Below are 25,598 nucleotides of genomic sequence, written 5' to 3'. Positions count from 1 at the left end.
TCACTTTTACTCTAAGAAAATTGCTGCGCATTATAGCCAATCTGGGCTCTATGTCATAAAGTTGAGGGCTTATTTTCATTTGAGGGGACGGTGCCGTGGCGACGTTATCCAGGCTTTTCATTCATCCGGTCAAATCCATGCGCGGTATTGGGCTTACCCATGCCTTCGCAGACGTCAGCGGTTTTGCCTACGATCGCATTTTTATGGTCACCGAACCGGACGGCACGTTCATTACCGCCCGCCAGTTCCCGCAGATGGTTCGCTTCACCCCAGCCCCGGTTCAGGATGGTCTGCATCTCACCGCGCCGGACGGTTCCAGTAGTCTCGTTCGCTTCAGCGATTTTGCGCCAGCGGATGCCCCTACCGAAGTATGGGGCAACCACTTTACCGCGCGTATCGCCCCGGAGGCGATCAATCGCTGGCTGAGCGAATTCTTTTCCCGCCCGGTGCAGCTCCGCTGGGTCGGGCCTGAAATGACGCGCCGCGTCAAAAATTATGCTGCGGTGCCGCTGTCGTTTGCCGACGGCTTCCCGTTCCTGCTCACCAACGACGCCTCGCTGCGCGATCTGCAAAAGCGCTGCCCGGCCAGCGTACAGATGGAGCAGTTCCGTCCGAATCTGGTGGTCACAGGCGCCACGGCCTGGGAAGAAGACACCTGGAAAGTGATCCGCATTGGCGACGTTATCTTTGACGTGGTTAAACCCTGCAGCCGCTGCATCTTTACCACCGTCAGCCCGGAAAAGGGCCAGAAGCACCCTGCCGGGGAGCCGCTGAAAACCCTGCAATCCTTCCGTACCGCCCAGGATAATGGCGATGTGGATTTCGGCCAGAACCTGATCCCGCGAACCAGCGGGGTGATCCGCGTGGGCGACGAGGTGGAAATCCTCTCGACCGGGCCAGGGCGGATTTACGGCGCAGGCGCTAAGGAAGAGGCTACCGAGGTGGAGACACAGCCCGCCACGGCGGTGACCATCCAGTGGCAGGGTCAGACGATACGCGGTAACAATCAGCAGGTATTACTGGAACAGCTGGAACAGGCCGGTATTCGCGTGCCCTATTCCTGTCGTGCGGGTATCTGCGGATGCTGTCGCATCACGCTGGTCGAAGGCGAAGTGAGTGCGCTGAAGAAATCGGCCATCGGCGGCGACGGCACTATTCTGTGCTGCAGCTGCGTACCGAAAACCTCGTTACAGCTGGAAGCTTAAACGGCCTGCTCGAGACTGAAGCTGACCGGCTGTGGTTTCAGTCGGTCGTTCATCACTTTAATCGGATCGCCGAGCTGCATGGTGCGCCCGGCGATAGTTACCGCCGGCTGCGCCAGTAAACAGAGCGCGGCGTTGTCACCCGGCTCCACCACCAGCAAATTCACCTGCTCGGCATTTTCACTCAGGCTGACGCACGCAGCATCGCCAGTAACCGGCGTCCAGCGCTCACCATGAGCAAGAAAGTGCCAGCTTTTTGGCATCTGAGGTTTAAGGAAGCGGATCGCCACCAGCGCATTAAGCACCAGTTCAGCGCGTTGCTCTTTCGACAGTTCGAGATCGCGGCACTTCTCTTCAAAGGAGAAATAGAGTGCGGCATCGTCGACGCAAAAACCGGTATCGGCAAAGGCGTCCGGGGTTAACATCCGGCGGGCAAAACGAGAGCGAAACAACATACCATTGGCCAGATCGAGCATCATGCGATCGTGCTCGTCACAGAAATACCAGCGCCAGTTATCGTCAGGTTTAATTCGCATCTGTCTCTCCCGTTCCCGAAACGTCCTGTCGTAAGAAAGTCCTTATTGCCGCTTCGCTTTTTTTAACTTCAATAATCAAAGACTACAATGTCTAATAAAGCAACAGTCCGGGAATATAAAACAACCAGAGCTGGAAATAAAGCCCTGGTTGTTAGTCATGCTAAAAGATTAGATATGATTAACGATTTCTTTAATCAGCGGCGGGCCTTTAAAAATAAAGCCGGAATATATCTGCACCAGCGAAGCGCCGGCCGCCATTTTCTCGCGTGCGGCCATCACCGAATCAATACCACCTACCCCAATAATCGGTAGGCGACCATTTAATTCCTGCGACAGGCGGCGGATAATTTCGGTGCTTTTTAACTGAACCGGACGCCCGCTCAGGCCACCCATTTCGTCGCAATGTTTCATCCCCTGAACCAGGGAACGATCGAGCGTGGTATTGGTGGCAATAACACCATCAATATTATGGCGAACCAAACTATCAGCGACCTGCGCCAGCTCTTCTTCGGTCAGATCCGGGGCAATTTTAACAGCCACCGGCACATATTTATGGTGCGTCGCCTGGAGTTCATTTTGCTTATTCTTGATGGCGAGTAATAAATCGTCGAGCGCTTCACCATATTGCAGCGTGCGCAGACCCGGGGTGTTAGGCGAAGAGATATTCACCGCAATATACCCGGCGTAGGCGTAGACTTTTTCCATACAAATCAGATAGTCATCTTTACCCTGCTCGACCGGCGTGTCTTTATTTTTGCCGATATTAATGCCCAGAACGCCATCGAAATGGGCTTTCTTCACATTCTCAACCAGATGATCGACGCCGAGGTTATTAAAGCCCATGCGGTTGATCAGCCCTTCGGCCTCTACCAGTCGGAACAGGCGCGGCTTGTCGTTACCCGGCTGCGGGCGTGGCGTGACGGTGCCAATTTCGATGGAGCCAAAGCCCATCGCACCCAGGGCATCGATGCACTCGCCGTTTTTATCCAGCCCTGCCGCCAGACCCAGTGGGTTCTTAAAGGTTAAACCCATGCAGGTGACCGGCTTCTCCATCACTCTCTGGCGCACCAGCGCTTGGAGCGGGGTTCCCGTAATACGACGTAACTGCTGGAATGTAAATTCATGAGCGCGCTCAGGATCGAGCTGGAAAAGGGCTTTACGAACGAAGGGGTAGTACATGAACTCTCCTGGATTCCCGGTGTGCAAACCGGGGCCGAATTATCAGCGATCGCAGCCGGAAAGGGAATTGACCTGCGGCAAAAAAAACCTCACCAGACGCAATCGTTTACTTTTCACCCCTCCTTTATTCATTTTTTGGCATTTATTCTGCGGATAAATCATTTAGTGGAATAAGTCGGCAATGCCACACTGCCAACAAATGTTATCAATGTTAGATAAAAGCAAATAATTGGTTATAAGGAGCATCTATGCGCGTCATTACATTGGCCGGCAGTCCGCGATTTCCTTCCCGCTCCAGCGCGCTGCTGGAGTACGCCCGGGAGCAACTGACTTCCCTGGATGTCGAAGTGTTCCACTGGAATCTGCATAACTTCGCCCCGGAAGATCTTCTCTATGCCCGCTTCGACAGCCCGGCGCTGAAAACCCTGAACGAACAACTTAAGGATGCCGACGGGCTGATCGTCGCTACGCCGGTTTATAAAGCCTCGTTTTCCGGTGCGCTGAAAACCCTGCTCGATCTGCTGCCGGAACGCGCGCTGGAGAACAAAATCGTACTGCCGCTGGCGACCGGCGGCACCGTGGCTCACCTGCTGGCGGTGGATTATGCCCTGAAGCCGGTGCTCAGCGCCCTGAAGGCTCAGGAGATCCTGCACGGCGTGTTTGCCGATGACTCACAGGTGATCGACTACCAGCACAAACCCCACTTTACCCCGAACCTGCAGACCCGTCTCGACAGCGCCCTGGAGACCTTCTGGCAGGCGCTGCATCGCCGCGACGTTCAGGTTCCCGCTTTTGGTCTTCAGAAAGGAGTCGCCCATGTTTAAATCCCTTTTACGCCTGAGCCTGGCGGGTCTGGTTGCCCTCTCTGGCCTGGCGCACGCCGCCGATCCGGCCCCTGAGAACCTGCGAATTGGCTACCAGAAAGGCAGCGTCAGCATGGTGCTGGCTAAGAGCCATCAGCTGCTGGAAAAACGCTACCCGGACACCAAATTCTCCTGGGTGGAGTTCCCGGCAGGGCCGCAGATGCTGGAGGCGCTGAACGTCGGCAGTATCGATCTCGGCAGCACCGGCGATATCCCGCCGATCTTCGCCCAGGCCGCCGGCGCGGACCTGGTTTACGTCGGCGTTGAGCCGCCAAAACCGAAAGCCGAAGTGATCCTGGTGCCTGAAAACAGCCCGATTAAAACCGTGGCGGATCTTAAAGGCCATAAGGTGGCTTTCCAGAAAGGCTCCAGCTCGCACAATCTGTTATTGCGTGCCCTGCAGCAGGCGGGTCTGACCTTTAAAGATATTCAGCCGGTTTATCTTTCCCCGGCGGATGCCCGCGCCGCCTTCCAGCAAAACAACGTCGATGCCTGGGCAATCTGGGATCCCTACTACTCCGCGGCCCTGCTGCAGGGTGGCGTCCGGGTGCTGAAGGACGGCGAAACCCTGAAACAGACCGGCTCATTCTATCTGGCCGCTCGCCCTTATGCGGAGAAAAACGGTGAGTTTGTTCAGGGCGTACTGAATACCTTTAGCGAAGCGGATGCTCTCACCCAGAGCCAGCGTCAGGCCAGTATCGCCCTGCTGGCAAAAACGATGGGTCTCCCGGAGCCGGTCATCGCCACCTACCTTGACCACCGCCCGCCAACCGTCATCAAACCGGTGGATGCCCATACCGCCGTGTTACAGCAGCAAACCGCTGACCTCTTCTATGACAACCGCCTGGTGCCGAAAAAAATCGATATTCGTGACCGTATCTGGCAACCCACTGCGCCAAAAGGAGCTAAATCATGAGTCTGAATCTGTTCTGGTTTTTACCTACCCACGGTGATGGGTACTATCTGGGCACCGATGAGGGCGCCCGCCCGGTGGATCATGCTTATCTTCAGCAGATTGCCCAGGCCGCAGACCGGATTGGCTTTACCGGAGTGCTGATCCCGACCGGACGCTCCTGCGAAGATGCATGGCTGGTGGCGGCGTCGATGATCCCGGTGACCCAGCGCCTGAAGTTCCTGGTGGCCCTGCGCCCGAGCGTGACCTCTCCGACGGTGGCCGCCCGCCAGGCCGCGACCCTCGACCGCCTGTCGAACGGACGCGCACTGTTTAACCTGGTGACCGGCAGCGATCCGCAGGAGCTGGCGGGAGACGGCGTCTTCCTGGATCACACCGAGCGTTACGAAGCTTCCTCTGAGTTCACCCACGTCTGGCGTCGTCTGCTGGAAGGCGAGAACGTCACTTTCGAGGGCAAACATATTCATGTTCGTGATGCTAAACTCTTCTTCCCGCCGATCCAGCAGCCACGTCCACCGCTCTATTTTGGCGGTTCGTCGGACGTCGCTCAGGATCTGGCCGCCGAACAGGTAGACCTCTACCTCACCTGGGGCGAGCCGCCGGAACTGGTCAAAGAGAAGATCGAGCAGGTACGTGCCAAGGCCGCGGCCCACGGTCGTAAGGTTCGCTTCGGTATTCGTCTGCACGTGATTGTGCGCGAAACCACTGAAGAGGCGTGGCAGGCCGCCGACCGCCTGATTGCCCATCTGGACGATGACACCATCGCCAAAGCCCAGGCCGCCTTTGCCCGTACCGACTCCGTAGGGCAGCACCGGATGGCCTCCCTGCACAACGGCAAGCGGGAAAATCTGGAGATCAGCCCGAACCTGTGGGCAGGCGTGGGGCTGGTGCGCGGCGGGGCGGGTACGGCCTTAGTGGGTGATGGCCCGACCGTGGCGGCGCGGATTAATGAGTACGCCGACCTCGGTATCGACAGTTTTATTCTGTCCGGCTATCCGCATCTGGAGGAGGCGTACAAGGTGGGCGAACTTCTGTTCCCGCATCTGGATGTCGCCATTCCGCAGATCCCGCAGCCGCAGCCGCTGTTGCAGCAGGGTGAAGCGGTCGCCAACGAATTTATCCCGCGTAAAGTCGCCCAGAGCTAAGGAGCCGCATGGCTAACCCATCCCAAAAATGGCTGCTGCGCATTGCGCCCTGGCTGCTCCCTGTGGGCATCGTCCTTATCTGGCAGCTGGCGTCCTCCGTGGGTTGGCTGTCGAGCCGCATTCTGCCCTCCCCGGAGGGCGTTGTGGAGGCGCTCTGGTCCCTGAGCGCCAGCGGTGAGCTGTGGCAGCATCTGGCGATCAGCTCCTGGCGCGCGGTAATTGGTTTTTCCATCGGCGGATCGATTGGCCTGACGCTGGGCCTGATCAGCGGCCTGTCCCGCTGGGGCGAGCGTCTGCTGGACACCTCCATCCAGATGCTGCGCAACGTGCCGCACCTGGCGCTAATCCCGCTGGTGATCCTGTGGTTTGGTATCGATGAGTCGGCGAAGATTTTTCTCGTCGCCCTCGGCACCCTGTTCCCGATCTATATCAACACCTGGCACGGCATTCGTAATATCGACCGCGGGCTGGTGGAAATGTCGCGCAGCTACGGCTTGTCCGGCTTCGCCCTGTTCATCCACGTTATCCTGCCTGGCGCGCTGCCCTCGATTATGGTCGGCGTGCGTTTCGCCCTCGGCCTGATGTGGCTGACGCTGATCGTGGCGGAAACCATCTCCGCTAACTCCGGGATTGGCTACCTGGCGATGAACGCCCGCGAATTCCTGCAGACCGACGTGGTAGTGGTGGCGATCGTTCTCTACGCCCTGCTCGGCAAACTGGCGGATGTCAGCGCCCAGTGGCTTGAACGCCGCTGGCTGCGCTGGAATCCGGCCTACGCGATAAAGGAGGCACACACATGAATACGGCTCGCTTAAATCAGGGTACGCCGCTGCTGCTCAACGGCGTGACTAAACGCTACGGCGAAAACACCATTCTGAATGAACTGGAACTGCACATTCCCGCCGGGCAATTCGTGGCGGTGGTGGGCCGCAGCGGCGGCGGTAAAAGCACCCTGCTGCGCCTGCTGGCCGGGCTGGAGCAGCCTAACGGCGGTGAACTGCTGGCCGGGAATACCCCGCTGGCGGAGATCCAGGACGATACCCGAATGATGTTCCAGGATGCGCGTCTGCTGCCGTGGAAATCGGTAATTGATAACGTCGGCCTGGGGCTGAAAGGCAACTGGAAAGCGCAGGCGCTGCAGGCCCTGGCCTCCGTCGGGCTGGATAATCGCGCGGGCGAGTGGCCTGCCGCGCTGTCCGGCGGACAAAAACAGCGCGTGGCGCTGGCCCGGGCGCTGATCCATCGCCCGGGGCTGCTGCTGCTGGATGAGCCGCTGGGGGCGCTGGATGCGCTGACGCGGATCGAGATGCAGGATCTCATCGTCTCGTTATGGCAGGAGCACGGCTTTACGGTGCTGCTGGTGACTCACGATGTGAGTGAAGCCGTGGCCATGGCCGACCGGGTGCTGCTGATTGAGGATGGCAAGATAGGGCTGGATCTGACGGTGGATATTCCTCGCCCTCGCCGGGTGGGTTCAGCACGGCTGGCGGAGCTGGAAGCGGAGGTGTTGGATCGGGTGATGAAGCGTGGCGCAAATGAGGTGCACGCCAGAAAGCACGGATAAAAAAAGCCGGGCGGCGCTTACGCCTGCCCGGCCTACATATTTGACCTTGTAGGCCCGGTAAGCGTAGCGCCACCGGGCATCAGGCCGCACAGCATTGCCGGGTGGCGGCTTCGCCTTACCCGGCCTACAAAACCGGCCCCAACTTTCTGTCAGGCCAGTGCCTTGCTGATCTTCTCGTACAGATCGCCAGACAGGTTCTCCAGCCCTTTCAGCTGCTCCAGTGCCGCACGCATCTTCGCCTGACGCTGTGCATCGTAGCGTTTCAGACGGATCAGCGGCTCAATCAGACGAGACGCCACCTGCGGGTTACGGCTGTTGAGCTCGGTCAGCATCTCCACCATAAACTGGTAGCCGCTGCCATCTTCCGCGTGGAAGGCGGCCGGGTTGCTGCTGGCGAAAGCGCCAATCAGGGAGCGGACGCGGTTCGGGTTGCTCAGGGTGAATGAGCGGTGCTGAAGCAGGCTGCGCACCTTGTTCACCACATCCGCGGCCGGGCTGGTGGACTGCAGAATAAACCACTTGTCCATCACCAGACCGTCCTGATGCCATTTGTCGTCATACTCCTGCATCAGGGCATCACGGCACGGCAGTTCTGCGGCAACGCTTGCGGCCAGCGCGGCCAGGGCGTCGGTCATGTTGTCGGCAGTGTGATACTGCTGGCTGACCAGCTCGTTAGCGAGCGCCGTCTCACCAAACGCCAGATAGCGCAGGCAGGTATTACGCAGCGCACGCTTGCCGATATCGGCATGCTCCACGCGGTACGCATCCAGCTTGTGGTGGTTGTAGATGGCGAGGAACTCATCCGCCAGCTCGGTCGCCAGCGTGCGGGTCAGCGCTTCACGCACCGCCACGATCGCAATCGGGTCGATAATCTCGAACAGCTCGGCGATTTCCGTCGCGGACGGCAGGGTCAGAATTTCAGCCGCCAGCGCCGGGTCAATCTTCTCATCCAGCAGAATGGCGCGGAAGGCGTCGGCCACATGGACCGGCAGAGACAGCGGCTGGCCCTGCTGATGACGATTGACGTTCAGCTTGATGTAGGTTGCCAGCAGGCTCTGCGCGGCATCCCAGCGGGAAAAGTCGTTGCGCGCGTGACGCATCAGGAAGGTCAGCTGCTGATCGCTCCACTTGTACTCCAGCTTGACCGGCGCGGAGAATTCGCACAGCAGCGCAGGCACCGGCTGGAAGTAGACGTTATCAAAGACGAAGGTCTGCTCGGCCTGGGTCACGTTCAGCACGTTATGCACCGGATGACCGCCCTTCTGCAGTGGGATCACCTTGCCTTCGTTATCGTACAGCTCAATGGCGAACGGAATATGTAGCGGGTGCTTCTCTTCCTGCTCGGCCGTCGGCGGCGTGCGCTGGCTGATGGTCAGGGTGTACTGCTCGGTTTCCGGGTTGTAGTCGTCTTTGACGGTCACAATCGGCGTACCGGCCTGGCTGTACCAGCGGCGGAAGTGGGACAGATCGATGTTGGAGGCATCTTCCATCGCCTGAACGAAGTCGTCGCAGGTGGCCGCGCTGCCGTCATGGCGCTCGAAATAGAGCTGCATCCCTTTCTGGAAATTCACTTCGCCGAGCAGGGTGTGGATCATGCGGATGATTTCAGAACCCTTCTCATACACCGTCAGGGTGTAGAAGTTGTTCATCTCGATCACTTTGTCCGGACGGATCGGGTGCGCCATCGGGCTGGCGTCTTCGGCAAACTGCAGGCCGCGCATGGTGCGCACGTTGTTGATGCGGTTAACCGCGCGCGAGCCGAGGTCGGAGCTGAACTCCTGATCGCGGAAAACGGTTAAGCCCTCTTTCAGGCTCAGCTGGAACCAGTCGCGGCAGGTGACGCGGTTACCGGTCCAGTTATGGAAATATTCGTGGCCGATGACGCGCTCGATATCGAGGTAGTCTTTATCGGTGGCGGTATCGGTACGCGCCAGCACGTATTTGGAGTTAAAGACGTTGAGGCCTTTGTTCTCCATCGCGCCCATATTAAAGAAGTCGACGGCGACGATCATATAGATGTCGAGGTCATATTCGAGGCCGAAACGCTCTTCGTCCCACTTCATGGAGTTGATGAGCGAGGTCATCGCCCACGGGGCACGGTCGAGGTTACCGCGATCGACAAACAGCTCCAGCGCCACTTCGCGGCCGGAACGGGTGGTGAAGGTGTCGCGCAGGACGTCGAAATCGCCCGCCACCAGCGCAAACAGGTAACAAGGTTTAGGGAACGGATCCTGCCACTGCACCCAGTGACGACCGTTCTCCAGATCGCCCTCGCCTACGCGGTTGCCGTTGGAGAGAAGGAACGGATAGGTGGCTTTATCGGCGATGATTTTAGTGGTGAAGCGGGCCAGCACATCCGGGCGGTCGAGATACCAGGTAATGTGGCGGAAACCTTCGGCTTCACACTGGGTACAGAGAGCGACACCCGACTGGTATAACCCCTCCAGCGCGGTGTTGGAGGCCGGGCTGATTTCGTTGACGATGCGTAAGGTAAAACGCTCCGGCAGGTTGTCGAGCACCAGCTGGTTGTTTTCTTCTTTATAGTCGGTCCATGCGGTGTCGTTGACGTGCACCGACACTAAGGTGAGGTCTTCGCCATCAAGACGCAGCGGCACCGCCGTGGCGTTATGGCGCGTGACCTGGCTGACCGCCGTGACAACGGTTTTTGTGGCATCCAGGTCAAAAGTCAGATCGATATCGCTAATCAGGTAATCCGGCGCACGGTAGTCGTGGCGGTATTTGGCTTGAGGCTGTTGTGTCATAGAAAACCTTTTGCATCGTTTGTCGAATAACGAGTCAGTCTATTCCTGTTGTGTAAATCGCGCTATGCAGAATGTTCATCTTTTCAGTCACAAACACTCTATTTGCTACATTTATATAACATGCGGCACGAAATGCACTCGACCCTGGTCCAGGCTTATGGTGTGATCGGGGTTCAATAAATCGCTAAACAAGGTATACTCCAGCGGTTTCAATAGTTGTTTATTGTACTAAACGCTCCCGTGAGAGGATGCTATTGCGCGCCTATGACTCGATTCGCTTCACCTGTTCTGCATACGCTGCTGGATACCGACGCGTATAAACTGCATATGCAGCAAGCTGTTTTTCACCACTACCACGACGTACAGGTTGCGGCTGAGTTCCGCTGCCGTGGTGATGATTTGCTTGGGATCTATGCTGATGCCATTCGTGAGCAAGTCGACGCTATGCAGCATCTTCGTCTGCAGGATGATGAGTTCCAGTGGCTTTCCGGCCTGCCTTTCTTTAAAGAAGACTACCTGCAATGGCTGCGGAATTTCCGCTACGACCCGACCCAGGTGCATATCAGCAATGATAACGGCAAGCTGCATATCCGCCTGGAAGGCCCGTGGCGGGAAGTGATCATGTGGGAAGTGCCGCTGCTGGCGGTGATCAGCGAGCTGGTCCACCGCTTCCGTACCCCGGAAGCTGGCGTTGAGCAGGCGCTGTCTGAGCTGGAACGCAAGCTGGTTGATTTTGCCCAACTGACCGACTCGCTGGATATGTCGCGCTTCCGCCTGATGGACTTTGGCACCCGCCGCCGTTTCTCCCGCGAAGTGCAGCAGGCCATCGTCGAGCGTCTGCAGCAGGAGCCGTGGTTTGTCGGCACCAGCAATTACGATCTGGCCCGCCGTCTGAACCTTACCCCGATGGGCACTCAGGCGCATGAGTGGTTCCAGGCGCACCAGCAGATCAGCCCGGAACTGGCGACCAGCCAGCGTGCGGCGCTGGCGGCCTGGCTTGAGGAATACCCGAACCAGCTCGGCATCGCCTTAACCGACTGTATTACGATGGATGCCTTCCTGCGCGATTTCGGCCCGGAGTTCGCCACGGCCTATCAGGGGCTGCGCCACGACTCCGGCGATCCGCAGGAGTGGGGTGAGAAAGCCGTCGCCCATTATCAGAAACTGGGCATCGACCCGATGAGTAAAGTGCTGGTCTTCTCCGATAACCTCGACCTGCCAAAAGCGGTAGGCCTGTACCGCCACTTCTCCTCGCGCATCAATCTGGGCTTTGGCATCGGCACCCGTCTGACCTGCGATATCCCCCAGGTAAAACCGCTGAATATCGTCATTAAACTGGTGGAATGTAACGGCAAGCCGGTGGCGAAACTCTCCGATAGCCCGGGCAAAACCATTTGTCATGACAAAGCCTTCGTGCGGGCGCTGCGCAAAGCGTTCGACCTGCCGCAGGTTAAAATCGCCAGCTGATTTCCAAAACAAAGGGCCCCTGCAGCGATGCAGAGGCCCTTTTGCTTTCCCTCGCGCTACAGCGGCAGACGGGTTCTGACGATCTCCGCGAAATACTCCGCCCCGGTCAGTAAAATCTCATCGTTAAAGTCATAGCAGGCATTGTGCAGCGGCGTATTGCCCTGCGGATCCGATGCATCGCCATTACCTAAAAAGACAAAGCAGCCGGGCACCTGCTGCAGGAAAGCACCGAAATCTTCCGAGATCATCATCGGCGCGACGTTGCCCTCCACCCGCTCTGCGCCCACCACGTTTACCGCCGCGTTCACGGCCACATCCACGCACTGCTGCCAGTTTACGGTCGGCGCGAATTCATGAGTGTAGCTGAACTCGCACTGGGCCCCGTGCATGGCGCAAATCGCTTCGCTGAGAGTCCGCATCCGCTCCTCCAGCAGGGTCTGCACCGCCGGAGAGTCGCTGCGGGTGTCGCCTTTGATTTCAACATGGGTTGGAATGGCATTGCGGATGCCGTCAGTGTGTAACTCCGTGCAGGAGATCACCGCCGGGACGTTCGGATCGACGTTGCGCGAGACGATGGTTTGCAGCGCAAGAATAATTTCCGCCGCAATCACCAGCGGATCTTTGGCCATATGCGGTCTTGCGGCGTGCGCCCCCTGGCCGGTAATACGGATAATAAAGTTATCTTCGCTGGCCATAATGCCGCCGACCCGGGTGGCGATCGTCCCGGCCTTCATCCCCGGCATATTGTGCAGGCCATAAATCTCTTCAATCCCAAAGCGCCCGATAACCCCGTCCGCCATCATCGCCTTCGCACCGTAACCCGGTTCCTCGGCTGGCTGGAAAACAAAGCAGACGGTGCCATTGAAGTTCTGGCGCTGTAACAACAGCTGCGCCGCCCCCAGCGCAATGCAGGTATGGCCGTCATGGCCGCAGCCGTGCATGCGTTCAGGAGTGTCTGAGCGATAAGGCACCTCACCCTTTTCCGTCAGCTGAATGGCGTCGATATCGGCGCGGATCGCGATAACACCTTTTCCCTCACCGCATTTCAGCACGCCAACCAGACCGGTTTTGCCAATGCCACGATGCACCTCAATCCCCATACTCTGGAGTTTATCGGCAATAAACTGCGCGGTTTTAACCTCCTCAAAGGCACTTTCCGGGTTGGCATGCAGGTGGTGACGCCATGCGATAAGCTGCTGCCTGAGCTGTTCCTGATTCATCATTCTCTCCAGTGAAGTTACGCCGGTCGTTGGGCGCGCTGTAAAACCACCTGCAGCAGCACGTTGGCGCCGGCAATCAGGTCTTTAGGGTCGCTGTGTTCGTTGACGTTATGGCTGATGCCGTCGACGCAGGGTACGAAGATCATCCCGGCCGGGCACAGCGAGGCCATAAACTGCGCATCGTGGCCTGCGCCGCTCGGCAGTCGCCGGAAGCTCAGGTTCTGACGCTGCGCCTCGTCTTCCACGGCGTTGACGATGTCATCGGCAAAAATGACAGGATTAAAACGCACCAGCGACCGGCGGGTAATCTTCACCCCTTCGTCCTGCGCCGTGGTGGCGACAAAGTCCGCCAGCCTTTGTTCAGCCAGTTTCAGGATCGCGTTATCGGTATTGCGCAGATCCACCGACATCACCACCTGGTTGGGAATGACGTTAATCAGATTGGGCTTGACGCTGATGTGCCCCACCGTGGCGACCTGATCGCCACCGAGAGTCATTGCCAGTTCACGGGCAAAAACAGCGATTCTGGCCGCAGCCAGACCGGCGTCGTGACGCATCGACATCGGCGTGGTTCCGGCGTGGTTAGAGACGCCGGTCAGGGTCAACTCCTGCCAGGATATCCCCTGGACGCCGGTGACTACCCCGATATCGGTTCCCTCTTTATCGAGGATCGGCCCCTGCTCAATATGCAGTTCGACGTAGCTGTCCACCGACATATCGCCAGGCCTGCGTTCACCTTTGTAGCCAATCGCCTGCAGCGCCTCGTCAAGGGTTATGCCATCGCGATCTTTCGCCGCCAGCGCCGTCTCCAGGGGATACTCTCCGGCAAAAACAACGCTGCCCATCATATCGGGCTGGAAGCGTACCCCCCTCTTCATTGGTAAAGAAGGTGACCGCCAGCGGACGCCGGGGGCGGATGCCCGCCTCCTGTAGCGTGGCGATAACCTCAAGCCCGGCCATGACGCCGTAGTTGCCGTCGTACAGGCCACCGGTGCCGACGGTATCAATATGCGAACCCATCATCACCATGGGCAGCGCCTCTTCGCCGGCATAAACGCCGGTGACGTTGCCGATCGCATCAATACTGATATCCAGCCCCAGGGCCTTCATTCTGGCGACAACAAAATCCCTGCCCGCTTTATCCTCTGCGGTGGCAGCGAGGCGACAAACGCCCCCACCCTCCAGCGCGCCGCATTCGCCGAGAGCGAAGAGAGAATCGATAAGCCGCTGGCCGTTAATCTGTAGATTGTGACGCATAAAAATCTCGCTATTGATCGTGGTTACTGGAACATGCCGTAAAAAATGGCGGATACGGTAATCAGCCCAATCAGGGTGACAAAAACATTGCTGGCTTTGCCGCGATACGGTGCCAGCGCGGGTAATTTATGGATGGCGTACATGGGTAACAGCAGCAGAATCACCGCCCCCGTGGGGCCGCTGATGTACTCAATGATCCCGAGGATGCTGGGATTTTTGTAAGCGGCGAACCAGCAGGTCAGAACCATAAAAATCAGGATCGCCGCGTCTACCGAGCGGATGGCCGGTTTTTTCCCCCGCGCGGCTGCGGCTTCAACGATCAGATCGCGCAGCGATTCATAGGCACCGATATAGTGGCCCAGAAAGGATTTGGTAATGGCGACAAAGGCGATAATCGGTGACAGCCAGGCGATGACCGGAGTATCAAACTGGTTGGCCAGATACGAGAGAATGGAGAGATTCTGTACCTTTGCCTCCGCCAACTGCTGTGGCGACAGGCTCAAGACGCAGCTGAGAACAAAAAAGAGCACCACCAGGGTCATCAACAGGATGCCGTAGCGCTGGATCTGGCCGCATTTACGCTCGGCCAGCGTCAGGCCGTAGCGCTGCTTCTGGCGCACCACCATCGGGGAGATGATCGGATAGTGGTTAAAGGACATCACCAGCACCGGAAACGTCATCCACAGCGTCAATATCATGCCGTATCCGTTACCCACCGTGCTGAGGTTCAGGGTGTGCAGGATCGCCCCGTTCCAGTGGGGGATCAGAAACAGCGCCATAAAAATAAGCGAGAGAATAAAGGGGTAAACCAGCGCGCTCATTACCCGCATGATCAACCGCTGCCCGAGTCGGACGATAAACATCAGTCCGAGGATCAGCACGATGGCCACCAGCGCACGCGGCGGTTCCGCCATCCCCAGTTGATGCGTGATAAAACTCTGCGCGGTATTGGTTATCGCCACCGCATACATAATCAGAATGGTGTAGACGGCAAAGAAATAGATGACGGTAAACACCTTTCCCGCCAGGGCACCAAAATGTTCACCGATCGCATCGGTAATGGTGCTTTCCGGGGTAGTAGATGAGTAAATTAATCGCGCCAGCCCGCGGTGTGCCAGATACGTAATGGGAAAAGCGAGGAGGAAAACAATCAGCAGCGGCCAGAAGCCGCCAATCCCGGCATTTATTGGCAGAAACAGCACTCCGGCCCCAATCGCCGTCCCGAACAGGCCAAGTACCCAGACGGTATCTTCGCTATGCCATTTTGCGGGATTGCAGCATCCTCTTTCTGTAACAGCATTTTCACTCTTCATCGGTCATGTTCTCTCTGTGCATTACGCGATACCGCGTATGTTTTATTGTCAGAACGCGTGCCATACCGAGGGCTTGTAGGGTAGGTAAAATGGCCCTCTTGTGATTACTGTGGGCGATTAACCGTTACGGCCAAACCAGACGATCTCCTCATAGATATCCGGGGAGGTGTCTCCTTCTGTGCTGATTAACAGGACGTGGGCATCGGTATTAAGGCGCAATGATTCGGCGAGTTCACGGTATTCCGGTTGCGTCATGAGGGCATGCAGCACCCCGACGCCGATCGCGCCAGACTCACCGGAAATAAAGGATTCATCGGTACCGGGGCGCGGCGCGGCAAGAAGGCGCATACCGTTGGCGGCAAGATGATCATCGGCGGAGATAAAACAGGTGGCGTGGTCGCGTAGCATCGGCCAGCTGGTAATATTCGGCTCGCCACAGGCCAGCCCGGCCATCAGGGTGGCCATATCGCCGCCCACGCTGTGTGGTTGCCCGTCATTAATGATCGCCGAGCGATACAGACAGTTGGCTTTATGCGGTTCCACAATGACGATCGTTGGCGCCTGGGGCTGCATCTTCTCGACAAAATAGCCCATGATGCTGCCCGCGAATGACCCCACTCCGGCCTGTAGAAAGAGATGTGTCGGTAACGGCGCACCGCTTTGCCGCAGCTGCTCCCAGGCCTCGACGGCAAGGGTCATATAGCCCTGCATAATCCAGGTGGGGATCTGCTCATAGCCCTGCCAGGCCGTATCCTGCAGCAGCACCCAGCCCTGCTCGCGGGCCATTTTGTCGGCCAGCCGCACGGTATCGTCGTAGTTGAGGTCAGTAATGGTGCACTCGGCCCCGTGCTGGCGAATATTTTGCGCCCGCACCGGCGAGGAACCTTTCGGCATATAGACCACCGCCCGCAGCCCGAGTTGCTCTGCCGCCCAGGCAACGCCGCGACCATGGTTGCCATCGGTGGCGGTGACAAAAACAATATCTTTTATACGCGCTTTAATTTCCGCTGAATTAAGGTCGCTGAAACTCAGGGTATTAATATCGCGATCGAGCAGGCCGGCGAGATATTTTCCCATGGCATAGGAGCCACCGAGCCCTTTAAAGGCATTGAGGCCAAATCGCTGGGCCTCATCTTTGATATGTAGCGACCCGAGCCCCAGACGCTGGCTTAAGTGGTTGAGCCTACGCAGCGGCGTCACCCGGTATGCCGGGAATTTTTGATGGAAAGCCAGCACCTCGCCGCCGACCTGCTCATTGAGCAGGCTGAGGCTCCCCCCCCTGAGCATACCCTTTGCGTCGGGCGTTAAATTGATAATTTATTTTATCCGTCATAAGTGCACCTTTATCGTGTGGACTGACTATTTGAAGCGGGTTAACGCTTTCCCGGTAACTGTGATGGTACACTTCGCCCGACGCGTAAATGGCGCAATATTGACCACAGATACGCAACTTTCACCCTTACCTGCCCCTTAAGCGCAACAAAATTGCATTAGTGAGGCCGATCACACTGTTTAAGGTTATCGACACGATGAAACTGGATACCTGGGATAAAAAAATCCTCACGCTTTTGCAGCAGACGAGTCGCCTCTCACAGCGGGAAATTGCCGATCGCGTCAGCCTGTCTGCCTCGGCGGTCAATCGCCGGATCGCCGCACTGGAGGAGGCGGGCATTATCAAGGGCAGCGTCAGCGTGGTGGACGCCAGCAAGGTGGGTCGCCCAATCACCATCATGGTTCAGGTCACGATTGAGAACGAACGTCTGGACCTGCTGGAGGAAGATAAGCAGCGGTTCGTGAATTGCCCGCAGGTGCAGCAGGTCTATTACGTCACCGGAGATTTCGATTTTCTGCTGGTGGTTAATGTGCGCGATATGGCGGAATACGAGGCGCTGACCCGCGAACTGTTCTTCGCTTCGGGAAATATTAAGTCCTTCCGCACCATCGTCTCGATGCAAAATGCCAAGCAGGAGATGACGGTAATGATTGAGTAGTTCACGCGAAAGGCAATAGCAGAGGGTACGTAAGCTGTCTGCACCATTATTATTTCCGAAATCCGCTCTTTCATATGCGAATTCTACTTGTCTGATGGAAGATGACAGGTAACATAGATATCCCCCCCATTGAAGGGGATACAGATTTTATTTTTGGACTACATAGAGAGACTATTATGAGCGTTGTGCCTGTAGCCGACGTACTCCAGGGCCGCGTTACCGTTGACAGCGAAGTCACCGTGCGCGGATGGGTGCGTACCCGCCGAGATTCAAAAGCTGGCTTTTCATTCCTCGCCGTTTATGACGGTTCCTGCTTTGATCCTGTACAGGCCGTTATTAATAATTCTCTGCCCAATTACAATCAGGAAGTGCTGCGTCTGACCACCGGCTGTTCCGTGGTGGTTACCGGCAAGATCGTAGCCTCTCAGGGCCAGGGTCAGAGCTTTGAACTGCAGGCCACCTCGATTGAAGTGACCGGCTGGGTTGAAGATCCGGATACTTACCCGATGGCGGCAAAACGCCACAGCATCGAGTATCTGCGTGAAGTGGCTCACCTGCGCCCGCGTACCAACATGATTGGTGCCGTGGCCCGTGTTCGTCATACTCTGGCGCAGGCGCTGCATCGTTTCTTTGACGAGCAGGGTTACTTCTGGGTCTCCACTCCGCTGATCACCGCCTCCGACACCGAAGGCGCTGGCGAAATGTTCCGCGTCTCCACGCTGGACATGGAAAACCTGCCGCGCACGCCGGAAGGCAAAGTGGACTACGACAAAGATTTCTTTGGCAAAGAGTCCTTCCTGACCGTATCTGGCCAGCTGAACGGCGAAACCTACGCCTGTGCACTGTCCAAAATCTACACCTTCGGCCCAACCTTCCGCGCCGAGAACTCCAACACCAGCCGTCACCTGGCGGAATTCTGGATGCTGGAGCCGGAAGTGGCATTTGCCAACCTCGATGACGTGGCTGGCCTGGCGGAAGCGATGCTGAAGTATGTCTTTAACGCAGTGCTCACCGAGCGCGCGGATGACATGAAGTTCTTCGCCGAGCGCGTCGACAGCGATGCCATTTCCCGTCTGGAGCGTTTCGTCTCTGCTGATTTTGCGCAGGTCGATTACACCGATGCGGTGAAAATCCTCGAAACCTGCGGCCAGAAATTTGAGAACCCGGTTTACTGGGGTGTTGACCTCTCCTCCGAGCACGAACGCTACCTGGCCGAGAAACACTTCAAAGCCCCGGTGGTTGTTAAAAACTATCCGAAAGACATTAAGGCGTTCTATATGCGCCTTAACGAAGACGGCAAAACCGTTGCCGCGATGGACGTGCTTGCCCCGGGCATCGGTGAAATCATCGGTGGTTCTCAGCGTGAAGAGCGTCTGGATGTGCTGGATGCGCGTATGGCGGAGATGGGCCTCAACAAAGAGGACTACTGGTGGTACCGCGATTTACGTCGTTACGGCACCGTGCCGCATTCCGGTTTCGGTCTCGGCTTCGAGCGTCTGATCGCTTACGTGACCGGCGTTCAGAACGTGCGTGATGTGATTCCTTTCCCGCGCACCCCGCGCAGCGCCACATTCTGATTCTGATTAAGTAGCACTCAATGGCCAGCCTCTGCTGGCCATTATTTTATTCTGCACTGTCAACTTATGTCAGTTGAAAGTCATCATCCTTAAAGAGCAACCCCGCAAAATCCTCTCCACTGTTACCTTTTATTTCCATGAAATATCTTTGCACACAAAATAAACCACAGTCTTATTGCGCCTAATACTTATCTCAAGCATTAGCACATTTTTTGTGCAAAAACCTGGCTATCCAGATGTCCATCTCCAGAGATAAGAAAAATAGTGCGCTAATGCTTCGGATCATAAAAAAAGTCATTAGCTAAAATTAAGATAAGCAATTCATATAGATAGAATTAGTGAAGCTTTAATTTTCACCATGTAACTCTGAACTTTGAGATGCCTCACAAAGTTCCTTAAAATACACCTTTTGTTACACATATTTTCTTTTTGTAACTCTATCTTGAGGTTTGTAGCACTTTCAGGGTGGCGGAACGGTAATTTGAATGGAAAGATGCCTGTCAGACACATAAAGACACCAAACTCTCATCAATAGTTCCGGAAATATTTATTGACAGAATTTATTGACGGCAGTGGCGAGTGTCATAAAAAAACCAATGAGGGTAATAAATAATGATGAAGCGCAATATCCTGGCAGTGGTTATCCCTGCCCTGCTGGCAGCCGGTGCAGCTAACGCAGCAGAAATCTATAACAAAAACGCTAACAAGCTGGACTTCTACGGTAAAGCTGTAGGTGAGCACATCTGGACCACCAACGGTGACACCAGCAACGAAGACACCACCTATGCCCGTATCGGCTTCAAAGGTGAAACCCAGATCAACGACCAGATCACTGGTTACGGTCACTGGGAATACAACATGGACGCATCCAACACCGAAGGCTCCCAGGGTACTAAAACCCGTCTGGCCTTTGCTGGTCTGAACTTCGGTGATGCAGGTTCTATCGACTACGGTCGTAACTACGGCGCAATCTATGACGTCGCAGCTTACACCGATATGCTGGTTGAGTGGGGCGGCGACTCCTGGGTTGCTACCGACAACTTCATGAACGGTCGTGCTACCGGCCTGCTGACCTACCGTAACAGCAACTTCTTTGGTCTGGTTGATGGCCTGAGCTTCGCTCTCCAGTACCAGGGCAAAAACGAGCGCAGCAACGCAATCTCTGCTTCCTACACTGACGACGGCCAGCTGATCAGCATCGGTCGCGGCGGTAACGGCGCTAAAGGTAACGGCGACGGCTTCAGCTCCTCTGTACAGTATGATTTCGGCGAAGGCTTCGCGCTGTCTGCAGGTTATGAAACCGCTGACCGTACCAACGAGCAGGTTGCTGCTGGCACCTCTACTGCATGGGCAAGCGCAGGCGGTGACCGTGCTGAAGCATGGGCAACTGCAGCTAAATATGATGCAAACAACGTCTATGCTGCGGTTCAGTACGCTGAAACCACTAACATGACCCGTGAAGCTGACAACAACTTCGCCAACAAAACCCAGAACATCGAAGCTGTGGTTCAGTACCAGTTCGACTTCGGTCTGCGTCCATCCGTGGGCTACGTGCAGTCTAAAGGTAAAGACCTGAAATCCCGTGGTACCTTCGGTGGCGGCGATGCTGACCTGGTTAAATACGTCGAAGTGGGTACCTGGTACTACTTCAACAAAAACATGAACGTGTACGCTGCGTACAAATTCAACCTGCTGGACGACAACAACTACTCTGAGTCTGCTGGTCTGGCGACCGACGACCAGGCAGCTGTTGGTATCGTTTACCAGTTCTAATCAGTACACCACTTTGTTATATGTTTAAAAAACAGGGCTTCGGCCCTGTTTTTTTATGCCTGAAAGCAAAAGATGGCGTCTTTTGAAAAGCCGCACGCTTTTTGTAGCAAACGGTTGGCATTTTGTAGAACTATCGTTAACCTGATAGCGGATTTCACTTCCGTAACCACAATGGAACTTCGTCATGTTTGAGAACATTACCGCCGCCCCTGCCGACCCGATTCTGGGCCTGGCCGATCTGTTTCGTGCCGATGACCGCCCTGGAAAAATCAACCTGGGTATTGGTGTCTATAAAGATGAGACCGGCAAGACCCCGGTGCTGACCAGCGTAAAAAAAGCTGAGCAGTATCTGCTGGAAAACGAAAATACCAAAAACTACCTCGGCATCGACGGTATTCCGGAATTTGGTCGCTGCACTCAGGAGCTGCTGTTCGGCAAAGGCAACGCGATTATCAGCGATAAACGTGCCCGCACCGCACAGACCCCTGGCGGTACTGGCGCCCTGCGCGTGGCGGCGGATTTCCTCGCCAAAAACACCAGCGTAAAAACGGTCTGGGTGAGCAACCCAAGCTGGCCGAACCATAAGAGCGTCTTCAACTCTGCCGGTCTGGAAGTGCGTGAGTACGCTTACTACGACGCGGCGAACCACGCTCTGGACTTTGACGGCCTGCTGGCCAGCCTGAGCGAAGCGCAGGCAGGTGATGTGGTGCTGTTCCACGGCTGCTGCCATAACCCAACCGGTATCGATCCAACGCTGGAACAGTGGGAACAGCTGGCGAAACTGTCCGTTGAAAAAGGCTGGCTGCCACTGTTCGACTTCGCCTACCAGGGCTTTGCTCGCGGCCTGGAAGAGGACGCCGAAGGCCTGCGTGCGTTCGCAGCGCTGCATAAAGAGCTGATTGTTGCCAGCTCCTATTCCAAGAACTTCGGTCTGTACAACGAGCGCGTTGGTGCCTGTACGCTGGTGGCTGCTGATGAGCAGACCGTTGATCGTGCGTTCAGCCAGATGAAATCCGTTATTCGTGCTAACTACTCCAACCCACCGGCTCACGGTGCGTCTGTGGTGGCGACCATCCTCAGCAATGACGCGCTGCGCGCCATTTGGGAGCAGGAGCTGAACGACATGCGTGAACGCATCCAGCGCATGCGCCTGCTGTTCGTGAACACCCTGGCGGAGAAAGGCGCGGATCGCGACTTTAGCTTCATCATCAAGCAGAACGGCATGTTCTCCTTCAGCGGCCTGACCAAAGAACAGGTTCTGCGTCTGCGTGAAGAGTTTGGCGTGTACGCGGTGGCTTCCGGTCGTGTTAACGTGGCGGGTATGACGCCGGATAACATGGCGCCGCTGTGCGAAGCGATTGTGGCTGTGCTGTAAACGTTAAGCCGGGCGGCACTGCGTTTGCCCGGCCTACACGTAGGCCCGGTAAGCGTCAGCGCCACCGGGCAAAAAAAAGCCTGCTTAAAGCAGGCTTTTTTTAATGTTCGTTACCAGACCGGCAGTTCATCCTGCAGGAACGGGTTGTGCAGCCGCTCGTAGCCCAGCGTCGACATCGGGCCGTGGCCGGAGATAAAGGTCACGTCATCACCCAGCGGCAATAACTTCTCTTTGATCGAGCGGATCAGCTGCGCATGATCGCCACGCGGGAAGTCGCTGCGCCCTACTCCACCTTTGAAGAGCACGTCGCCGGAAATCAGCAGACGCGACTGGTCATCAAAGAAGACAATGTGACCTGGCGTATGTCCCGGACAGTGTAAGACCTGTAAGGTCACATTACCGACGCTGACACTCTCACCTTCATTCAGCCAGCGACCCGGCGTCAGCGGCAGACACTCATCCAGACCAAACATGCGGCTTTGCGCCGGCAAGCCCTGCAGCCAGAACTCATCTTCTTTTTCCGGACCGACGATCGGCACACCGTAGTGCTGCGCCAGCTCGGCCGCCGCCCCCACGTGATCGAGATGACCGTGGGTGAGTAAAATCTGCATTAAGGTCACGCCAGCGGCAGCGACTTCCTGTTTGATCTTCTCTGCATCACCACCAGGATCGACCAGCGCTGCCAGTTTGGTTTGCTCACACCAGATAATCGAACAGTTCTGAGAGAACGCGGTGACCGGAATAATACGATAGTTCATACTGCTCCTGATTTCGTTATTACCAGTGCCGCAATGGCCCGGTATCAATATGCACAAAGTTGCTACGTGGGTAATATCCTACACCACCTGCGCGCATAGATAACGCAGCTTTGCGAACATTGGCTAACGAAACGCCTTCAATATGGAAATCCATCGCCTGCCCTTTGGTGTGATAACTTTTTTTAGCGACTCCACGACTGCGGGCGCGTAGTTCGTTATTGGTATCAAGGGAGCGGTAACCGGAGACAAGCTGGACCGGATTACGGGTTCCCAGCAGGCCCTGCAGGCGGTAAAGCTGATCGAATAATCCCGGATCGATGGCTTTAATCTTATTTGCGCGGAAATCACGGAAAAAATGATTAAGCTTTGCTAATTCATCCTGAATATAGCCCCGGCCGTCAAAAAACTCCGCTTTTATTGACTCACCTGTATGCAGGTTATTAAGCGTCAGAATGCGTGGTCGAGGGGTGGAGAGCGTGGCAAATGATGGCGTCGGTAAGATGGCAGCGCCCAGCGCAATGCCCCCTAACGCCAGCAACTTACGGCGATTAGCGTCGAATTTGTCCATGGTAATCAGGTCTACAGGTCAGTGTTATCGTCTATATGCACTACAGCGCACGAAGGGCACCTTACCGGGCAAACCTGTCACCGTCAAGGTAGCAGAATCCAGGAAATACGGGGCTTGCAGCCGCAAACCCCGTTCCTGTTTTTTACTTAGGCTAGCAGAATTTTCCGAACTTCTTCATTTACCTGATCAATTGCTCGGCCCTGGCAATAATTTGTGTGTTGGACCTGGCGATCTCATCATAATTGTAAATATCTGTACGATACTGGGTCCGACCGTCCTTGCCGACGAATGCAGTCAGATAATACAGATTAACCGGAATATTTTGGCGGATATTCACATAGCGCGTGTCGCCTTGCTTCAGCGCGTCGGAGATGCGTGTGTCGTTCCAGCCCGCATCCTGTAACAGCATGTTAGCCAGTTCTGACGCCTTGTTCACGCGCACGCAACCGGAGCTGAGCGCGCGAACGTCTTTCTGGAACAGGTTGTGGTTAGGCGTATCGTGCAGATAGATGGCATCCGAGCTGGGCATGTTGAACTTATAGCGCCCCAGCGAGTTATGCGCCCCGGGCGCCTGCTGGAAACGGAATGGCAGATTCGCAGGCGTAATAGTCGCCCAGTCTACCCGCCACGGATCGATCGCCTCTTTACTGTTCCAGCCGCGCAGAACGGTATAGTTGTGGCGTTCAAGATATCCGGGATCATCCCGCAGTTTCGGCAGGATATCGTTGCGCGCCAGCGTCGGCGGCACATTCCACGGCGGGTTGACCACCACGTTATTCAGGGCGCTGCTCATCATCGGCGTTTTACGATCCGGACGGCCAACGATGACTCTCGATGCCAGCACCTCGTTACCGTTCTGATAGTAGACCAGCGAGAAGGCCGGGATATTCACCATAATGCCGGTGGAGAGCGTGGCCGGCAGCAGGCGCAGACGCTGGATATTGAGCGCCAGCACCCCGGCACGCTGAGCAGGAGTGAGATTCAGCGCGTCACGCGTGCCCTGGCCAATCACGCCATCCGCGCCCAGCCCCTGGGTGGTCTGGAAGGCTTTGACCGCCTCTACAAGACTGCGGTCATAGGCGGCCGGCTTGCTGGAGACAGACTTCTTTTTCTTCTCAACCGGCGGGGCTGACGGACTGACAACCACGCTTTGCGGATCGTCGCCCGGCAGGGCTATTTTTGGCCCGCCGTCAATCATCCCGGAGCGTTTGAGGATCTCGCGCAGGGCCGGGACATCACTACTCCACTGCCCCGGACTCAGTTTGGCGGTTCCCTGCATTTGCGGCCAGGGTTGCGTATCGGCCACCAGCTGCAGCAGCGACTGGTGCATCACCGCATACTGCGGATGGGCCGGAGCGAGTCTGGTAATAAAGTTCGGTACCGTCCCGTTATCCAGCGCCAGCTGCCACTGGTTAATCACCGACAGCGGCGGGGTCGTCATCTTGTAGGGTTTTGTGCTGTAGAGCCAGCGGTTACCGTTGACCGGGATCCCCGCGACAAACTGCAGATAGCCCATCATCGCATCGGACAGGATCACGTCCCGCGCCATGCCGGTCACCGAAGGCTGGGTCAGCAGCTCCACCCAGGCGGTAAACTGCGGCTGAAAACCGGCGATAGCGACTTCGGCAAGCTGCTGCTGGAACGCCCGCACGGCATCGCGATCGTCCCACATGGGTTTCATGTCGCGTGCGGCATACAGCAGCGTAAGCTGATTGAGATAGACCGGAGAGTAGCCCGCCGGCAGAGCCGACAGCAGCTGTTGGCGGCGTTGTTCCGCGCTGACATCGGCAGGCAGCGGCCGGATACCGGCCATGATGGCGGTGGCTGGCGATTGTTCCAGCGGTTGTGACAGCGACGTAGGCTGCGCGCCCATCGTGGCAGAGCTGTCGACAGGAACCAGTTCGGGCTCATCGGCCCGGGCAGAAAACAGTGGAGCCACTACTACCGTCAGGCACAAACTGAGTGCCGACAGCTGACGACCGTACATTTTATTCAGCAACATCCCTTGCCCCCTGTTTGCTTTACGTCGCGCCCTCATCACCGGGGCTTCATTTCATTATAGGAAGACAGACCGGCACCAGCCTTGCCTTATGTAAAGAAGTTTAAAGTTAACGCAGCCGCCAGTACAAGCTTAA

Annotated in this window: 20 protein-coding genes and 1 pseudogene; 11 read left to right on the top strand and 10 right to left on the bottom strand. The window is 56.6% G+C overall.

What is annotated here, in order from left to right; all coding sequences use genetic code 11:
- Positions 1-95: 95 nt before the first annotated feature.
- Positions 96-1,205, top strand: a complete 1,110-nt coding sequence (locus AAHB66_RS07830; RefSeq protein WP_347115776.1) for a YcbX family protein — start codon at positions 96-98, stop codon at positions 1,203-1,205.
- On the opposite strand, the gene zapC is transcribed toward AAHB66_RS07830, so the two are convergent.
- Entirely contained in the window at positions 1,202-1,738 is a 537-nt protein-coding gene (gene zapC / locus AAHB66_RS07825; RefSeq protein WP_347115775.1) for a cell division protein ZapC, read from the bottom strand. The two genes, AAHB66_RS07830 and zapC, sit on opposite strands and share 4 nt — an antisense overlap.
- A gap of 168 nt (positions 1,739-1,906) precedes the next feature.
- Entirely contained in the window at positions 1,907-2,917 is a 1,011-nt protein-coding gene (pyrD, locus tag AAHB66_RS07820; protein WP_347115774.1) for a quinone-dependent dihydroorotate dehydrogenase, read from the bottom strand.
- Between the two features lie 248 nt (positions 2,918-3,165).
- Here pyrD and ssuE point away from each other — a divergent pair, with 248 nt between their 5' ends.
- The 5 genes from ssuE to ssuB are packed head-to-tail and all read left to right on the top strand — an operon-like array spanning position 3,166 to position 7,402.
- Positions 3,166-3,741, top strand: a complete 576-nt coding sequence (gene ssuE / locus AAHB66_RS07815) for an NADPH-dependent FMN reductase (protein WP_106992609.1) — start codon at positions 3,166-3,168, stop codon at positions 3,739-3,741.
- A complete protein-coding gene (locus AAHB66_RS07810; RefSeq protein ID WP_347115773.1) occupies positions 3,734-4,696 on the top strand; it encodes a sulfonate ABC transporter substrate-binding protein in 963 nt (320 codons plus the stop codon). Before ssuE ends, AAHB66_RS07810 begins: the two co-directional genes overlap by 8 nt.
- Positions 4,693-5,838: an FMNH2-dependent alkanesulfonate monooxygenase gene (gene ssuD, locus AAHB66_RS07805; RefSeq protein WP_347115772.1), complete on the top strand. Its 1,146-nt coding sequence runs from the start codon at positions 4,693-4,695 to the stop codon at positions 5,836-5,838. The genes AAHB66_RS07810 and ssuD overlap by 4 nt, the downstream gene beginning before the upstream one ends.
- Positions 5,839-5,846: 8 nt before the next feature.
- A complete protein-coding gene (ssuC, locus tag AAHB66_RS07800) occupies positions 5,847-6,638 on the top strand; it encodes an aliphatic sulfonate ABC transporter permease SsuC (RefSeq protein WP_347115771.1) in 792 nt (263 codons plus the stop codon).
- Positions 6,635-7,402, top strand: a complete 768-nt coding sequence (ssuB, locus tag AAHB66_RS07795) for an aliphatic sulfonates ABC transporter ATP-binding protein (protein ID WP_347115770.1) — start codon at positions 6,635-6,637, stop codon at positions 7,400-7,402. The genes ssuC and ssuB overlap by 4 nt, the downstream gene beginning before the upstream one ends.
- A gap of 149 nt (positions 7,403-7,551) precedes the next feature.
- On the opposite strand, the gene pepN is transcribed toward ssuB, so the two are convergent.
- Positions 7,552-10,164: an aminopeptidase N gene (pepN, locus tag AAHB66_RS07790; protein ID WP_347115769.1), complete on the bottom strand. Its 2,613-nt coding sequence runs from the start codon at positions 10,162-10,164 to the stop codon at positions 7,552-7,554.
- A 264-nt stretch (positions 10,165-10,428) separates the two neighbouring features.
- Between pepN and pncB the strand changes: the two genes are divergently transcribed.
- Positions 10,429-11,631, top strand: a complete 1,203-nt coding sequence (pncB, locus tag AAHB66_RS07785) for a nicotinate phosphoribosyltransferase (RefSeq protein WP_347115768.1) — start codon at positions 10,429-10,431, stop codon at positions 11,629-11,631.
- 56 nt (positions 11,632-11,687) lie between these two features.
- On the opposite strand, the gene AAHB66_RS07780 is transcribed toward pncB, so the two are convergent.
- The 4 genes and pseudogenes from AAHB66_RS07780 to dpaL form a co-directional block, all read right to left on the bottom strand.
- A complete protein-coding gene (locus AAHB66_RS07780) occupies positions 11,688-12,851 on the bottom strand; it encodes a M20 aminoacylase family protein (RefSeq protein ID WP_347116442.1) in 1,164 nt (387 codons plus the stop codon).
- A gap of 17 nt (positions 12,852-12,868) precedes the next feature.
- A pseudogene (locus AAHB66_RS07775) lies at positions 12,869-14,108 on the bottom strand (Zn-dependent hydrolase).
- Positions 14,109-14,131: 23 nt separating this feature from the next.
- Entirely contained in the window at positions 14,132-15,421 is a 1,290-nt protein-coding gene (locus AAHB66_RS07770) for an aromatic amino acid transport family protein (protein ID WP_347115767.1), read from the bottom strand.
- Positions 15,422-15,538: 117 nt separating this feature from the next.
- The gene (gene dpaL, locus AAHB66_RS07765) at positions 15,539-16,708 is read right to left on the bottom strand and encodes a diaminopropionate ammonia-lyase (RefSeq protein WP_347115766.1); all 1,170 of its coding nucleotides are present in this window, start codon (positions 16,706-16,708) and stop codon (positions 15,539-15,541) included.
- Between the two features lie 242 nt (positions 16,709-16,950).
- Between dpaL and AAHB66_RS07760 the strand changes: the two genes are divergently transcribed.
- The 4 genes from AAHB66_RS07760 (at position 16,951) to AAHB66_RS07745 (ending at position 22,137) form a co-directional block, all read left to right on the top strand.
- Positions 16,951-17,412, top strand: a complete 462-nt coding sequence (locus AAHB66_RS07760; protein ID WP_347115765.1) for an Lrp/AsnC family transcriptional regulator — start codon at positions 16,951-16,953, stop codon at positions 17,410-17,412.
- Positions 17,413-17,588: 176 nt separating this feature from the next.
- On the top strand, positions 17,589-18,989 hold the full coding sequence (gene asnS, locus AAHB66_RS07755; RefSeq protein ID WP_347115764.1) for an asparagine--tRNA ligase: 1,401 nt from the start codon (positions 17,589-17,591) through the stop codon (positions 18,987-18,989).
- Between the two features lie 612 nt (positions 18,990-19,601).
- Positions 19,602-20,762 carry a porin gene (locus AAHB66_RS07750; protein ID WP_347115763.1) on the top strand — a complete coding sequence of 387 codons (1,161 nt, stop codon included), beginning with the start codon at positions 19,602-19,604 and terminating at the stop codon, positions 20,760-20,762.
- 184 nt (positions 20,763-20,946) lie between these two features.
- Positions 20,947-22,137: an amino acid aminotransferase gene (locus AAHB66_RS07745; RefSeq protein WP_347115762.1), complete on the top strand. Its 1,191-nt coding sequence runs from the start codon at positions 20,947-20,949 to the stop codon at positions 22,135-22,137.
- A 110-nt stretch (positions 22,138-22,247) separates the two neighbouring features.
- Here the strand turns inward: AAHB66_RS07745 and AAHB66_RS07740 are convergent, their stop codons facing one another.
- From AAHB66_RS07740 to ldtD, 3 genes are all read right to left on the bottom strand, one after another.
- Positions 22,248-22,895 (bottom strand): MBL fold metallo-hydrolase, encoded by a 648-nt coding sequence (locus AAHB66_RS07740; protein ID WP_347115761.1) that lies wholly within the window; start codon positions 22,893-22,895, stop codon positions 22,248-22,250.
- 19 nt (positions 22,896-22,914) lie between these two features.
- The gene (locus tag AAHB66_RS07735; RefSeq protein WP_347115760.1) at positions 22,915-23,463 is read right to left on the bottom strand and encodes a YcbK family protein; all 549 of its coding nucleotides are present in this window, start codon (positions 23,461-23,463) and stop codon (positions 22,915-22,917) included.
- 178 nt (positions 23,464-23,641) lie between these two features.
- Positions 23,642-25,465, bottom strand: coding sequence for a L,D-transpeptidase (gene ldtD, locus AAHB66_RS07730; RefSeq protein ID WP_347115759.1), 1,824 nt, complete (start codon positions 25,463-25,465; stop codon positions 23,642-23,644).
- Positions 25,466-25,598 lie beyond the last annotated feature (133 nt).

The sequence above is a fragment of the Leclercia sp. S52 genome (assembly GCF_039727615.1).
Lineage (GTDB): Bacteria > Pseudomonadota > Gammaproteobacteria > Enterobacterales > Enterobacteriaceae > Enterobacter > Enterobacter adecarboxylatus_B.
Note: the sequence above shows the minus strand (reverse complement) of the source record. Positions and strands in the feature narration are given on the sequence as shown.

Excerpts from the sequence above, each read along its gene's own strand:
- zapC (WP_347115775.1), bottom strand. The coding sequence starts at position 1,738 with ATGCGAATTAAACCTGACGATAACTGGCGCTGGTATTTCTGTGACGAG.
- pyrD (WP_347115774.1), bottom strand. The coding sequence starts at position 2,917 with ATGTACTACCCCTTCGTTCGTAAAGCCCTTTTCCAGCTCGATCCTGAG.
- ssuE (WP_106992609.1), top strand. The coding sequence starts at position 3,166 with ATGCGCGTCATTACATTGGCCGGCAGTCCGCGATTTCCTTCCCGCTCC.
- AAHB66_RS07810 (WP_347115773.1), top strand. The coding sequence starts at position 3,734 with ATGTTTAAATCCCTTTTACGCCTGAGCCTGGCGGGTCTGGTTGCCCTC.
- ssuD (WP_347115772.1), top strand. The coding sequence starts at position 4,693 with ATGAGTCTGAATCTGTTCTGGTTTTTACCTACCCACGGTGATGGGTAC.
- ssuC (WP_347115771.1), top strand. The coding sequence starts at position 5,847 with ATGGCTAACCCATCCCAAAAATGGCTGCTGCGCATTGCGCCCTGGCTG.
- ssuB (WP_347115770.1), top strand. The coding sequence starts at position 6,635 with ATGAATACGGCTCGCTTAAATCAGGGTACGCCGCTGCTGCTCAACGGC.
- pepN (WP_347115769.1), bottom strand. The coding sequence starts at position 10,164 with ATGACACAACAGCCTCAAGCCAAATACCGCCACGACTACCGTGCGCCG.
- pncB (WP_347115768.1), top strand. The coding sequence starts at position 10,429 with ATGACTCGATTCGCTTCACCTGTTCTGCATACGCTGCTGGATACCGAC.
- AAHB66_RS07780 (WP_347116442.1), bottom strand. The coding sequence starts at position 12,851 with ATGAATCAGGAACAGCTCAGGCAGCAGCTTATCGCATGGCGTCACCAC.
- AAHB66_RS07770 (WP_347115767.1), bottom strand. The coding sequence starts at position 15,421 with ATGAAGAGTGAAAATGCTGTTACAGAAAGAGGATGCTGCAATCCCGCA.
- dpaL (WP_347115766.1), bottom strand. The coding sequence starts at position 16,708 with ATGCTCAGGGGGGGGAGCCTCAGCCTGCTCAATGAGCAGGTCGGCGGC.
- AAHB66_RS07760 (WP_347115765.1), top strand. The coding sequence starts at position 16,951 with ATGAAACTGGATACCTGGGATAAAAAAATCCTCACGCTTTTGCAGCAG.
- asnS (WP_347115764.1), top strand. The coding sequence starts at position 17,589 with ATGAGCGTTGTGCCTGTAGCCGACGTACTCCAGGGCCGCGTTACCGTT.
- AAHB66_RS07750 (WP_347115763.1), top strand. The coding sequence starts at position 19,602 with ATGATGAAGCGCAATATCCTGGCAGTGGTTATCCCTGCCCTGCTGGCA.
- AAHB66_RS07745 (WP_347115762.1), top strand. The coding sequence starts at position 20,947 with ATGTTTGAGAACATTACCGCCGCCCCTGCCGACCCGATTCTGGGCCTG.
- AAHB66_RS07740 (WP_347115761.1), bottom strand. The coding sequence starts at position 22,895 with ATGAACTATCGTATTATTCCGGTCACCGCGTTCTCTCAGAACTGTTCG.
- AAHB66_RS07735 (WP_347115760.1), bottom strand. The coding sequence starts at position 23,463 with ATGGACAAATTCGACGCTAATCGCCGTAAGTTGCTGGCGTTAGGGGGC.
- ldtD (WP_347115759.1), bottom strand. The coding sequence starts at position 25,465 with ATGTTGCTGAATAAAATGTACGGTCGTCAGCTGTCGGCACTCAGTTTG.